Below are 13,902 nucleotides of genomic sequence, written 5' to 3'. Positions count from 1 at the left end.
CGGCCATCGGGCGACGCGGGGTGGGCCTCACCGCCGGCCGGCGCCGGGCGTAGGCGAGTATGTACCTGCGACCGATGCGACGATGCACCGAATGACGCGGCGAAAGGCGAACGGATGACGACTCTGCTGGTGACCGGAGCTGCCGGATTCATCGGGTCCAACTTCGTCCGGTACTGGCTGGGCACGCACCCGGGCGACCGCGTGGTCGCGCTCGACGCGCTGACCTACGCCGGCTGCCGGGAGAACCTCGCGGACATCGAGGTGGGGATCACCTTTGTCCACGGCGACATCCGCGACCGTGACCGGATCGAGTCCCTGCTGCGTGAGCACCGGGTCGACGTCGTCGTGAACTTCGCCGCCGAGTCGCACAACAGCCTCGCGATCATCCGTCCCGGGGACTTCTTCTCGACCAACGTGATGGGCACGCAGGCGCTGCTGGAGGCGGCGCGCACGGTCGGTGTCGCGCGCTTCCACCAGATCTCCACCTGCGAGGTCTACGGCGACATGGATCTCGACGACCCGGGCGCGTTCACCGAGGACTCGCCCTACCTGCCGCGGACGCCCTACAACGCCGCCAAGGCCGGCTCGGACCATGCCGTACGTGCCTACGGGTACACCTACGGGCTGCCGATCACGATCACGAACTGCTCGAACAACTACGGGCCCTTCCAGTTCCCGGAGAAGGTCATCCCGCTGTTCGTGACCCGGGCGCTGCAGGGCGAGTCGCTGCCGCTCTACGCCTCGACGAAGAACCGGCGCGAATGGCTGCACGTGATCGACCACTGCCGGGCCATCGAGGCGGTGCTCGAACGGGGCACGGTCGGCGAGACGTACCACGTCGGCAGCGGGATCGAGGCCGACATCGAGACCATCGCGGACATGATCCTCGGTGAGCTGGGCCTGCCGGCGTCGCTGAAGACCATCGTGCCCGACCGCCCCTCCCACGATCGCCGCTACCTGCTCGACTCCGGCAAGCTGCGCACCGCGCTCGGGTGGGAGCCCCGGATCAGCTTCGCCGACGGGATGAAGGCGACGATCGGCTGGTACCGCGACAACGAGTCCTGGTGGCGCCCCCTCATCGGGCGCTCCCCGGTCACGGAGACCGCCTGGCAGAGCTGAGCATCGCGGCCAACCGCCCGGTCGGCCTGGTCCGCAGGGCCTGATCCAGAGGGCCGGATCCAGACCGGCCGGGCGAACGGGCGCGAACACGTGGTCACCAAGAGAGACCACACTGTTACCGGCCTATCAAACGGGTATCCCCCCTCGGCAAGAGTGTTCCCGGCTTCTGATCCCGGGTCGGGGGGAACTGCCCCGTTTCCTCGGCCGCGCACGGATTCCGCTGCGCGCCCGCACGGATCACCGGGAGGCACGTCCGTATCCCGGCTGGTCAGGGGCGTGATGCGCAATGGCAACCGCGGTAACGGGCCCGACCGGGTTCCTCGGCCTCCGTCTCGTCCAGGCGTTGCTCGATCGCGATCATGACGATTCACTGATCCTGCTCGCCCACACCGGATCCACGGCGGCGATCGACCGGCTCTCCTGTTTCCTGACGGCCACCGGCGCCGGACCGCGCCGGACCGAGGAGCTGCTGCGCCGGGTCCGGGTCGTGGACGTCGACGTCGCACGGCCGCGGCTGGGCCTGACCGAGGCCGCCTTCGAGGAGCTGGCCGACCAGATCGACGTCCTGTGGCACTCCGCCGCGTCCACCAGCCTCAGCGGCGAGCTCGCGGACCTGCGGCGGGTGAACGTCGACGGCACCCGGCACGTCCTGGAGCTGGCGGCCGCCGGCGCGCGCCGGCCGGTCGTCCACCATGTGAGCACCGCGTTCGTGGTGGGCCGCAGGTCCGATCCGGTCATCTACGAGGATGACCTCGCCCGGCCCGCGGACGGCTTCGAGACCGACTACGAGCACACGAAGTACGACGCCGAGGTGCTCGTCCACGAATGGTCGGCCGCAACCGGCCGCCCGGCCGTCGTGTACCGGCCGAGCATCCTCGTCACGGACCAGCCGCCGCGCCCCGACCTGCCCGAGCAGACGCTGACGGCCGTCACCCGGGCGATCGTGACGGTCGCCGCGCTGGCCGTCGACCGGGGGCTCGGCACCGGCCCGCAGGACCCGGGCCGCGTCCGGACCCTCCGCATCGTGGGCAACCCCCGTGCCAGCTGGAACATGATGCCGGTCGAGGACGCCGCGCGGGACATGGTCCGGATCGCGCAGCGGGTCCGCCCGCGCGGGGTCAGCACGTTTCACATCGTGCACGGCGAGAACCTGCCGGTCTCGACCCTGTGCGAGCTGCTGGAGAGCCAGCTCGCGGTACGGATGCAGCTGGTCGCCGACTACCCACGGGATCCGACCGCGCTCGAGGAGCTGATCTACCGAATCCCGGGGTTCCCCAGGTACCTGGAACATCGGCACGTCTTCGACGACACCCGGGCGCGGACCACGCTGGGTGAGCGGACGTCCGACACCACGGTCGACCGGGACTACCTGCTGTCCGCGATCGGCGCCGCGACCGCCCCGAAGACTCGCGACGCCCTGGGAGACCATGATCTCGACCAGGCGCTGTCCGAGCGCCTGCGCGCCGCCCTCGCCCCGGAGGGCGCCCGATGACCGGGCGACCGACGACCGGGCGACCGACGACGGGACGGCCGACGACCGGGCGGCCGACGACCGGGCGGCCGACGACCGGCGCGACACGAGTCGGCGCACGTGGCACGGCCCCGGTCGGGACCCGCGGCGCGGCACGGCTCGGGACCCGCGGCGTGGCGCGGCCCGACATCCGCGGCGCCGCACCGGTCGGCCGGCCCGCGTACGGCCCGCCGACCTGGCAGCCGGGGACCCAGCCGGCCGCGTTCACCGGGCCGGAGCTGGCGGCGGCCGCACGCCTGGTACGCGAGCCAGCGCACCTGCTGTCGGTGCCCGGCCGGGGAACCGGACTCGGCCTCGGAGTCGGCGGCCGGGTCGGCCCCGGCCGTGGATCCGGGCCCACGGTCGTCGCGACGCTGCCGCCGCTGTACCCGGAATGGCTGGGTGACCGCTCCTTCACCGAGGCACACCAGGTGCGCTTCCCCTACATCGCCGGCGAGATGGCCACCGGAATCGCCACCACCGGCCTGGTCACGGCGATGGCCCGGGCGCAGATGCTGGGGTTCTTCGGCTCGGGCGGGCTGGCTCCCGACCGGATCGAGGACGCCGTCCGCACCCTGGCCCGGGATCTGGCCGGCCGGTCGAACTGGGGCGTGAACCTGCTGCACTCGCCCGGCATCCCGGTGCTGGAGGAGGCCACCGCCGCGATCCTGCTGCGGCACCCGGTTCCCCGCATCTGCGCGTCGGCGTTCATGACGATCACGCCGGCCGTGGTCCGCTGCGCGGTGGACGGGCTGCGGCGGGCCCCGGACGGGACGGTGGTTCGCGCCCGCCGGATCTTCGCCAAGATCTCCCGGCCGGAGGTGGCCGAGCAGTTCATGTCGCCCGCACCCGTGTCGGTGCTGCGCACGCTGGCCGCCCGCGGTGAGATCACCGCCGAGGAGGCGGAGCTGGCCGCCGGGATCCCGATCGCGCAGGACATCACCGTCGAGGCCGACAGCGGCGGGCATACCGACGGGCGCCCGCTGGGCGTGCTGCTGCCCGCGGTGCAGGCCACCCGGGACCAGGTCGTGGCGCGTTTCGGCTACCGCGAGCCGATCCGGGTGGGCGCGGCCGGCGGGCTCGGCACGCCCCAGGCGGTCGCGGCGGCGTTCGCGCTCGGCGCGGCCTACGTGCTCACCGGGTCGGTGAACCAGGTGAGCGCCGAGTCCGGGCAGTCCGGGCCGGCGCAGGCGATGCTGGCGTCGGCCGGCATCGCCGACGTGGCGATGGCCCCGGCGGCGGACATGTTCGAGCTCGGCGCGAAGGTCCAGGTGCTGCGCCGCGGAACGATGTACGCGGCCAGGGCCGGTGCGCTCTACGACGCCTATCGCCAGTACCCGTCGCTGGAGGCGATCGACGGCCCGGCCCGGGCCAGGCTGGAGCGGGACGTCTTCGGCGCCACGTTCGACGACGTGTGGGCACGCACCCGCGACTACTGGCAGCAGCGCGATCCCGGCCAGCTCGACCGCGCCTCGCACGATCCGAAACACCGGATGGCCCTGGTGTTCCGGTGGTACCTGGGCAGCTCCGGGCGGTGGGCGCTCGCCGGCGACACCGGCCGGCGCGCCGACTACCAGATCTGGTGCGGGCCGGCGATGGGTGCCTTCAACGACTGGGTCCGCGGCAGCCATCTGGCCGATCCGGCCAACCGGTCCGTCGTCCAGATCGCGCTCAACCTGCTCGAGGGCGCCGTCGTGCACACCCGTTTCCAGCAGCTGCGTGCCTGTGGGCTCCCGATGCCGGTCGCGCGGTTCGCCCCACGCCCCCTCGAACCGCGATAGGCCGACGTTCGCGACCAGACGGTGGGAACGGAGAACAGACGGCGACAGGCCGGCGGACAAGGAGGATGACCAGATGTCGGACGCCGAACGCGCCCCACAGCCCCCGATCGCGGTGGTCGGCGTCGGGGCCATCATGCCGGGATCGACCGACGCCGCGGGCTTCTGGACCTCGATCATCCGAGGTGAGGACCTGATCACGACGGTCCCGCCGTCCCACTGGCTGGTTGACGACTACTACGACCCGGACCCGACCACGCCGGACAAGACCTACGTCCGCCGCGGGTCCTTCCTGCCCACCGTGGCCTTCGACCCGACMCGGTTCGGCATACCGCCCAACATCATCCCCGCGACGGACACAGCCCAGCTCTTCGCGCTGCTGGTGGCCGACCAGACCCTTCGCGACGCCCTGGGCGACCGGTACGACTCCGCCGACCGCAGCGGCATCGGGATCATCCTCGGCAGCGGGAACCTGGAGCTGCTGACCGAGGTCTCCACCCGGCTGGGCCGGCCCACCTGGCTGCGGACCCTGCGCGAGCTGGGCTACCCGCCCGAGGAGGCGGAGCGGATCTGCCAGCGCATGCTCCGGGACTATCCGCAGTGGCAGGAGGCCACCCTGCCGGGCGGACTGGGCAACATCGTCGCGGGCCGGGTCGCGAACAAGCTTGACCTGCACGCGGTGAACTACACCGTCGACGCGGCCTGCGCGAGTTCGCTGGCGGCGGTCTCCGCCGGCGTGAACGAGCTGGTCCTCGGCCGGGCCGACATGATCATCGCCGGTGGGGTGGACGCGCTGAACAACCCGACCACCTTCGTCAGCTTCTCCAAGACACCGGCGCTGTCCCCGTCCGAGGACTGCCGGCCCTTCTCCGCCGCGGCGGACGGAACGCTGCTCGGCGAAGGGGTCGGCATGGTCGCGCTGAAGCGGCTCGCCGACGCGCAAGGTGACGGTGACCGGATCTACGCGGTCATCCGGGGCATCGGGTCCTCCTCCGACGGCCAGGGCCAGGCGATCTACGCGCCGGCGATCGGCGGCCAGGTCCGCGCCGTGCGGGCCGCCTACGCCGACGCCGGGTACGGGCCGGACACGGTCGAGCTGGTCGAGGCACACGGCACAGGCACACCGGTCGGAGATCGGATCGAGGTGAACGCGCTGTCCGAGGTGTTCGGGGAGAGCGGGCGTCCCGATCGGCGCTGGTGTGCGCTGGGGTCGGTGAAGTCGCAGATCGGGCACACGAAGTCGGCGGCCGGAGCGGCCGGCCTGCTCAAGGTCGTGCTCGCCCTGCACCACCGGGTGCTCCCCCCGACCATCAAGGTCGGCGAGCCGAACGCCGACCTTGATCTCGAGTCCGGGCCGTTCTACCTGAACACGGTCAGCCGGCCGTGGCTGCGCACAGCCGCCTATCCGCGCCGTGGCTCTGTGTCGAGCTTCGGCTTCGGCGGCATCAACTTCCACATCGCGGTCGAGGAGGCCCCGGATCCGGTCGACCGGCCGGATGGCGACGCGCCCGCGTCGTCCCGTCCCACCGAGTCGCCCCGTCCCACCGAGTCGTCCCGTTCCACCGAGTCGTCCCGTTCCACGGTGTCGACGTCCACGCACCGGTCCTGGCCCGGTCCCGGGAGCGAGCTGATCCTGTTCTCCGCCGAGTCCCCGGAGGATCTCCTCAGGGCCGTCCGCGCGGTCGAGGCGCGCCCGCCAGCCGAGGTCGCCCGCGAGCGTGCCGCGGACTTCGACCCTCGCCACCCCGCCCGGCTCGCGGTGGTCGCGAACACCACCGAGTGCCTCGCCGAGGCGCTCGACCAGGCGGCGAACCTGATCGCCCAGCGGCCAGGGCAGTCCTTCACCAGCCCGCGGGGCGTGCACTACGCCGCCGGCGCGCCGCCATCCGCGCGGCCGGTCTTCCTCTTCCCCGGCCAGGGCAGCCAGTTCAGCGGGATGGGCGTGGACGTGGCCGTGCGCTACCCGGCCGCGAAGGCGGTCTGGGACCGGTTCGGCGACCTGAAGATCGGCGAACCGGCGAACGGTGGCCCCGCGAACGACAGCGCGGCCGGCGACAGCTCGGCGAACGGCAGCACCGCGAACGGCTCGGACACGCTGCGGCGGATCGTCTTCCCGCCACCGGCGTTCACCGCCGCCGAACGCGCGGCGCACCGGGACGCGCTGACCGCGGCCGCGCAACCCGCCATCGCCGCCCACTCCCTGGCCCTGCTCGCGGTGCTGGCGTCCTACGGCGTCGAGCCGGCCGCGGTGGCCGGGCACAGCTTCGGTGAGCTCACCGCCCTGCACGCGGCCGGGGTCTTCGACGCGGACCAGCTCATCCGGCTCGCCCACTTCCGCGGTGAGCTGATGCGCCGGACCATCGCCACGACACCGGGCCGGATGCTCGCCGTGTCGGCCGCGCGCGACGACGTGATCTCCGTGATCGACGGGGCCGGGCTCTCCGAGGTATGGCTGACGAACCACAACGCTCCCCGCCAGGTCGTTCTCTCCGGCTCCGGCGAGTGCCTGGAGGCCATGCGCGAACGGCTCGCCGCCGACGGCGTCACCACCCGTTGGCTGGACACGGCCACGGCCTTCCACTGCCCGCTGGTCCGCGCGGCCCGCGACCCGCTGCGACGATTCCTCGACGACGTGCCGATGCGCCCGCCGCGGATTCCGGTGCACGCCGGACTCGACGGAAGGCCGCACCCCGACGACCCGGAGCTGATCCGCGACCGGATCGCCGAGCAGCTCACCTCGCCCGTGCTGTTCCTGGACGAGATCGAGGCCCTGTACGCGTCCGGGGCGCGGGTGTTCGTCGAGGTCGGCCCCGGTTCCACGCTGACCGGGCTGGTCGGGCAGATCCTCGATGGCCGTGACCACGTCGCCGTCAGCCTGGACCGCCCCGGGCAGGACGGTGACGCGTCGCTCCAGTCCGCTCTGGGCCTGCTGGCCGTGCACGGCGTGCCCCTCGACCTGCGTCTGGTCACGGACGCACCGCGACCCGCGACGCCGACCCGGAGGCCGGTGATGACGATGGAGATCGACGGAGCGAACTACGGGCATCTGGGCATGTCGACCGGGTCACGCGAGGCGCAGGTCTCCGCCGGCTCTGTCACGGTGCCACCGAACGGGACCGGTAACGGGCACTATCCGACGCGCGGCCTGTCCTCGCCGGCACCGGTCACGCCGCCGCGGCCGTCCCCCGCCCCGGCGGAACCGACGCCATCGCCGCAGGCCACGGCACCGCGACAGACCACGGCGTCCCCGGAGACCATGACACCGCCGGAGGCCATGGCACCGCCCGCGAGCACGGCACCGCCCGCGACCGCGGCGTCTCCGGAGCCGATGGCACCGCCGGCGGCCGTGGCACCGCCGGACGCGATGCCGCTACCGGAGCCCGTTTCGACGTCTGAGCCCATGGCGGTGCCCGGCGCGACGGCGGCGCCGGGGGCGATCGACATGCCGGGATCGGCCTGGTCGGCCGCACTCGTCGACGTACACCGGCGGACCACGGAGGCGCACACCGCCTTCGCGCAGCTCATGACCGAGGCGCACCTGGAGTTCCTGCGCATGTCGGGCACTGCCTTCACCTGGCTGCTCGCCGGGCAGGACGAAGCGGTCGCCGGGGACGTCCTGTACACCGAGGCTGCGTCCAGCCCACCGGCACCGCTCGCCCCCGCTCCCGCCCCTGCCCCCGTCCCCATCGCGACACCCGTCGCGGCCCCTGCCCAGGTAGCCCCGGTGCCGGCCGCCCCTGCCCAGGAAGCGCCCAGCCCCACGCCCGTCGGCGCGCCCGCCGGCACCCCGACGAGCGCGGCACCGGATGTGGCGATGCAGCCACCGCAGACCTCCGAGCCCATGCCTCCGCCGCCTGCGGCCGCACCTGATCCCGAGGAGATCGCACGGCTGCTGATCGACACCGTGGCCGAGCGCACCGGTTATCCGGTCTCGGTGCTCTCGCTGGACATGGAGATGGAGAACGACCTCGGCATCGACTCGCTGAAGAAGATCGAGATCCTGTCCGCGCTGCGCCAGCACGCGGGCGACGCGGTGCTCGACATGAGCGAGGGCGACAACATCGCCGAGCTGGGCGCGGCCCGGACACTGCGCGACGTGGTGGAGCTGATCCGCCGGCACATCGACGAGGCTGCCGGGGGCGAGGCCGGAGCCGGGGATGAGGCCGGAGCCGCGGCCGGTACCAGCCCGCTGGCGAACGAGGCGGCCGGCGGCCAGAACGTCCAGGTGGGGCAGCCGACCGGGCAGCAGCCGGCCCCCGACGACCCGGCCGCACCGGCCGCCGGGGGTGAGGCCCCCTTTCGAGGCGGCGCGCCAACCGGTCAGGGCGGAGGCGGATCCGACGACGCGGCCGGGCTGACCGCCTCGGTCGAGGCGGTCGTCCGGGCACCGGCTCCCGGACTGGCGCTGCCGGGGCTGGGCCTGGGACCCCTGGTGATCGTCGACGGCGGGAGCGGGGTGGCCGCACCGCTGGCGGACCGGCTGCGGGCGGCCGGCCTCGACGTGACGGTCCGGGGCGGTGACCAGCCGAAGCCGGACGGCACGTCACCCCCGGGCAATGAGCTGTCCCCGGACGGCATGCTGCCCGCCGAGACCGGTGGCCTGATCCTGCTCGGCGCGCTGGCCGAGCTCGGCGCCACCCAGCCGGCACAGCCGGCGGCGGTGGCGGCCCTGGCGGTTCAGGAGGAGTCCTTCCGCTGGGTGCGCGCGGCCGCCGCCACCGCCGTGGCCCGCGCCGGCGTCCTCGTGACCGTCCAGGACACCGGTGGCGACTTCGGGCTGTCCGGCCGCCACGGCGACCGGGCCTGGCTCGGCGGTCTGGCCGCGTTGGCCCGCGCCGCGGGCACCGAGTGGCCGGAGGCTTCGGTGAAGGCCATCGACTGTGAGCGGGGTGGGCGGGACGCCGGCCAGGTGGCCGCCGCCATCGCGCAGGAGCTGCTCTGGGGCGGCGCCGAACGGGATGTCGGGCTGTCGGCCGGCGGCACCCGCGTCGCCGCCCGGACGGTGCCGGCCCCGCTCGCGACGTCCGGCGCAGGCCGGACCGGGGCGAGCCCGCAGGCGGGGCTGCGCCTCGGCCCCGACTCGGTGGTGGTCGCCACCGGCGGGGCTCGCGGGATCACCGCCGCCGCCATGCTGGAACTGGCGCGGCGCTACCGCCCACGGCTGGCGCTGCTGGGTCGCACCAGGCTGACGGACGAGCCGGCGGGCCTGGCGGCGGCGACGGACGAGGCCGGGCTGATCCAGCTGTTGGCGTCCCAGCGCGGTCCGGAGGTGGGACCGGCGCGGATCCGCGCCGAGGCACGCGAGGTGCTCGCCGTCCGCGAGGTGCGTGCCACCCTCGCCGCGCTGGCGGAGCTCGGCGTCCCGGCCCGCTACCTGGTCGCCGACGTGCGCGACGCCGACGCGGTGTCGGCGGCGCTCGGCGAGATCCGGCGGGAGTGGGGGCCGGTGACCGCGTTCGTCCACGGTGCCGGAACCCTCGCGGACAAGCTCATCCCCGACAAGTCGGACGAGGCGTTCCACCGGGTTCTCGCCACGAAGGCCGGTGGCCTGCTGACCATGCTCACCCAGCTGCGCGACGACCCACTCGACCTGATCTGCCTGTTCTCCTCGGTGACCGGCTGGTTCGGGAACGCCGGCCAGTGCGACTACGCGATGGCCAACGCCACTGTGGATCAGGTGGCCTCGGTGCTCGCGGCGGGCGGGGAGGCCGCGCGACCCGGCGACAGCCGGGCGGGCGATCAGTCGGGTGATCGGGCGGGCGATCGCGGCGATCGGGTGGTCCGGTCGATCGCCTGGGGGCCGTGGGCCGGGGGCATGGTCGACCCGCTGCTCGCCGGCGTCTTCGCCCAGGCCGGTGTCGCGGCCATCCCGGTCGCCCGGGGCGCCGCCGCCTTCGCCGACGAGATCGCCCGGCACCGGCCGGATCCCCGGATCATGATCGCCGCGTCGGGCCCCAACGCCACCGCCGTTGATCATCTGGACGTCCTCGACCGGTCCGACGACACGGCCGACGGTGCCGGCTGGGCGAGGGCCGGGCTGCTGGGGCAGGTCACCGTGCGCCGGCAGACCCATTCCTGGCTTTCGGACCACAGCCCGGCCGGCACGGCGGTGGCGCCGCTGGCGCTGGCCCTCGACTGGCTGGCGCGGGGGGCACGGGCCAGCACCCGTGACGTCGAGTCCGGCCTGCTCCTGCGGGATCTGCGGGTGCTGCGCAAGGCCTCGCTCCCCCACCTGGCCGACCAGGGCCACCACCTGCTGGTCCGCGCCGACACGGCCGACGCGGCCGGCGCACCCGAGCGGGCGGGCACGCCCGGCCCGCCGGAGCTGGTCCTGCGGCTGTACGGCGATGACGGCGCGCCCCGGTACTCCGCGCGGCTGACCCGCCAGCCCGACCGCCGACGCGGGCCGTCCGGGCCGTCCGGGCCGTCCGGGGCGGCCGGGGCGGCCGGGGCGGCCGGCTCCGCCGACGGTTCCTGGCCGACTCCGGACGGGCTGATCCCCGGCGGCCCGGATCAGGACCAGACCCGCATCTACGCCCAGGACGCCCTCTTCCACGGCCCCCGCTTCCAGGCCATCACCCAGATGACGGCCATGTCCGAACAGGGCGCCGAGGCCGTCGTCGTCGGGGTCGACGCGCTGGACTGGGGCGGCGGCGCCGACTGGTATCTCGACGTCGCGGCCCTGGACGGCGGGATGCAGCTCGCCGGTGTCTGGGCCTGGCGGGTGCTCGGCGGCGCCCTGCCGGTGGCCGTCCGGGAGTGCCGCATCCACCAGCCCGGCCTGCTGACCCGGCCGGCCCGCGCGGTCGTGCTGGCGGCGGGGATGAACGGCGACAGCGTCACCTTCTGCGATGTCGCGGTCGTCGACGACGACGGTGCCGCCCGGATCGAGCTGATCGGCGTGGAGCTGGTCCTGCGGCCCGACCGGGTGAAAACCGCCCAGGGGGTCCGCCCGCGGGTCTAGTCGACGACGCGCAGCGCGGCCGGGACGTCCATCCGGCGCACGCGCCGCGCGGCCAGCAGGGGGGCGGCCGCCACCGTCAGCACCCCGAGCAGCAGGCTGGTGGCCACCGTCCGCGCGGACAGGGTCGCCGGGATCCCGAGGTCGGGCAGGGTCTCGGCGACCAGCACCTCGACCGTGTACCGAAGCGCCCAGTAGCCGGCGAGCAGGCCCAGCAGCGTCCCGAGCAGGCCGACCAGCGCGCTCTCGGCCACGGTCAGGCCGAGCACGGTGCGCTCCGGCAGGCCGAACGCGAGCATGGTCGCATGCTCGCGGCGGCGCTCCTCCATCGCGATGGTCATCGCGTTGTAGGCGATGAGCAGGGCGAGCAGGAGCACGATGAGCTCGGCGATCCGCAGGATGCCGACGAAGTTGCGCAACAGCGCGCGGATCTCCTCGGTGCTCGCTGTGGCCGGCACGACGGCGCCCACCCCCGGGACGGCGAGGACCGCCCGGGTCGTCGCGTTCTCGTCATAGCCGGGCGCGGGCCGGACCATCAGCGAGTTCGTCACACCGGTCAGGTTGAACGCACCGGCGGACCCACTGTCGAGGAACACCACCGAACGCACCGGGAACGCGTGGATACCGGCCACCCGCAGCGGCGTGTCGACGGTCCGCAGCCCGCCGTCGACCCGGGCCGGATGACGCAGTGTCACCGTGTCCCCGGGCTCGACGCCCAGGTCCTCGGCGGCCTTCTGGGCGATGAGCAGTCCGCCGGTGGGCCCGCCGTCGGTCACTCGAGGGGTCCACATCGCGTGGTCGTAGGCGAAGACGTAGGTGAGCACGTTCACGCCGGCACCAGCGCCCGTACTCGCACCAGGCCCAGCGCCGGCACCGGACGGCAGCAGCTGCCCCGGGAGTGCCAGGCCGGCGTCGACCTCCGCGACCGCGGGCAGGCGGCGGACGGCGGCGACGGTCGGCCCGTCCACCGGTTCCACCTCGGGCAGCGTCACCCGCAGGCGGTCCGCGGCGCCGGTGGTCAGCTCCGCCTCGGCGCTGTCGGTCGTCCGGTTGAACGTGTCGAGCTGACCGGTGAAGACGACCAGGGCGGTGATGGCCGCGGCGATGCCCAGGGCGGTCAGCAGCGTCCGGCGCGGGGTACGGGCCAGGTTGCGCACCGGCATCCGCCGAATGCTCCCGCCGGGAGACGGCAGCCGCCGCACGGCCCGCACCAGCGCGCTGGAGCGGCCGGCGACCGCGCTGACCCGGATCGCGTCGACCGGCTCGGAACGCACCACCCGCAGGACCGGCCCGACAGCGGCGAGCAGGGGAAGCAGCAGCCCGATGACCGCGGCGCGGGCGAAGATGGCGGGCTGGAAGTCGGTGTGCCAGTGGGGCAGCGGGCCGATGTCACGCATCAGCGAGCCCATGGCCGCGGCGACCAGGAGGCCGACGCCGAGGCCGGCGACGACACCGAGCACCGCCACCTGCACGCCGAGCAGCAGTGGCCGCAGCGCGAGCAGGCCGGGACGCACACCGAGCGCCATGGCGATGCCGATCTCCCGCCGCTGGGCGTCGACCGCCCGGCCGACCAGGTTGAACGCGGCGAAGACCGCACCGGCCAGCACGAGGACGGCCAGCACGTCCCACAGCCGCTGGTCGCTGTCGATCGCGTCGTAGAGGAGCTGGTAGGACGCCAGTTCGTCCCGGTTCGTGACGGTCGCACTGACGTCCGGGAAACTCGCGGCCAGCGCTGCGGACAGCTGCGCCCGCACGGCGTCGACGTCGGTGCCCGGGCGGACGGTGAGCACCACGTCGTTGACCCGGCCCGGCAGGCCGGCCAGGCGCTGCGCGGTCGGGAGCGAGGTGAACAGCGCGGCGAACCCGGTCTGGGTGATCAGGCCCGGCTGCTCCCCCGGCAGGACGAAGTACTCGGGCGACTGGCCCTGCCCGACATAGGTGACCTCGGTGCCGCCGCTGATCCGGACGGTTCCGGTCGGCGGCAGGTGGTTCGCCCGCCCGAACGTGCGATCCAGCACGCCGACGGGCCGTCCGCCCGCGGCCGCGGACGCGGCCGCACCGCCCGCGGACACACCGAGCCCGTGGCCGGCCTCGACCCCGACGGAGTCGACCGGCGGCGACGCGGTCAGGTCGGTCCCGACGACCTCACCACGCGCGAGGACGTCCTGCCCACCGGCGGTGACCTCGACCTCCGTCGGGAAGATCAGCCGCTCGGCGACGCCGGCCACATCCGGCTCGCTCGGCAGGGAGCGGACGAGACCGGCGAGCCGGCCCTGCTCGACCGTGCTCCCGGCGTCCAGGTGCACGCGCAGGTCATGGACGTGGAGCTGGGCGAAGCTGGCGTCGTAGGACTGCCGCCGCCACTGCGAGGAGCTGGACAGCCCGGCGTACAGGCCGGTGCCGAGACCGATCGTGACGGCGAGCGCGAGCACCAGCAGCCAGCGCTGGCGCAGGTCCCGCCACGACCAGCGCAGCCACAGGGCCACCGACCCGGCCGCCGCCGACCGGTCCCCCGTCGATCCGACCCCCACGGC

5 protein-coding genes are annotated in these 13,902 nt (G+C 74.1%); 4 read left to right on the top strand and 1 reads right to left on the bottom strand.

The features are described from left to right. Positions 1 to 114 precede the first annotated feature (114 nt). The 4 genes from rfbB to CcI49_RS08315 all read left to right on the top strand — a co-directional run bounded on the left by rfbB (position 115) and on the right by CcI49_RS08315 (position 11,371). Complete coding sequence (gene rfbB, locus CcI49_RS08330) at positions 115 to 1,119, top strand: dTDP-glucose 4,6-dehydratase (protein ID WP_054566965.1); 1,005 nt, start codon at positions 115 to 117, stop codon at positions 1,117 to 1,119. Positions 1,120 to 1,405: 286 nt separating this feature from the next. Further along, the gene (locus tag CcI49_RS08325) at positions 1,406 to 2,611 is read left to right on the top strand and encodes an SDR family oxidoreductase (RefSeq protein WP_054566964.1); all 1,206 of its coding nucleotides are present in this window, start codon (positions 1,406 to 1,408) and stop codon (positions 2,609 to 2,611) included. Further along, on the top strand, positions 2,608 to 4,410 hold the full coding sequence (locus CcI49_RS08320; RefSeq protein WP_116437362.1) for a PfaD family polyunsaturated fatty acid/polyketide biosynthesis protein: 1,803 nt from the start codon (positions 2,608 to 2,610) through the stop codon (positions 4,408 to 4,410). The genes CcI49_RS08325 and CcI49_RS08320 overlap by 4 nt, the downstream gene beginning before the upstream one ends. A 73-nt stretch (positions 4,411 to 4,483) precedes the next feature. Further along, positions 4,484 to 11,371 carry a type I polyketide synthase gene (locus CcI49_RS08315; protein WP_076825478.1) on the top strand — a complete coding sequence of 2,296 codons (6,888 nt, stop codon included), beginning with the start codon at positions 4,484 to 4,486 and terminating at the stop codon, positions 11,369 to 11,371. On the opposite strand, the gene CcI49_RS44100 is transcribed toward CcI49_RS08315, so the two are convergent. After that, a complete protein-coding gene (locus tag CcI49_RS44100; protein WP_083473280.1) occupies positions 11,368 to 13,899 on the bottom strand; it encodes an ABC transporter permease in 2,532 nt (843 codons plus the stop codon). The two genes, CcI49_RS08315 and CcI49_RS44100, sit on opposite strands and share 4 nt — an antisense overlap. Positions 13,900 to 13,902: the final 3 nt, after the last annotated feature.

Source organism: Frankia sp. CcI49, assembly GCF_001983215.1.
GTDB classification, from domain to species: domain Bacteria; phylum Actinomycetota; class Actinomycetes; order Frankiales; family Frankiaceae; genus Parafrankia; species Parafrankia irregularis.
The sequence above is the reverse complement of the archived record's forward strand: the minus strand, read 5'-3'. Positions and strand labels throughout refer to the sequence as shown.

What these genes read in the sequence shown, in the direction of transcription:
- CcI49_RS08320 (WP_116437362.1), top strand. Translation starts at nt 2,608, where the DNA reads ATGACCGGGCGACCGACGACCGGGCGACCGACGACGGGACGGCCGACG.
- rfbB (WP_054566965.1), top strand. Translation starts at nt 115, where the DNA reads ATGACGACTCTGCTGGTGACCGGAGCTGCCGGATTCATCGGGTCCAAC.
- CcI49_RS08325 (WP_054566964.1), top strand. Translation starts at nt 1,406, where the DNA reads ATGGCAACCGCGGTAACGGGCCCGACCGGGTTCCTCGGCCTCCGTCTC.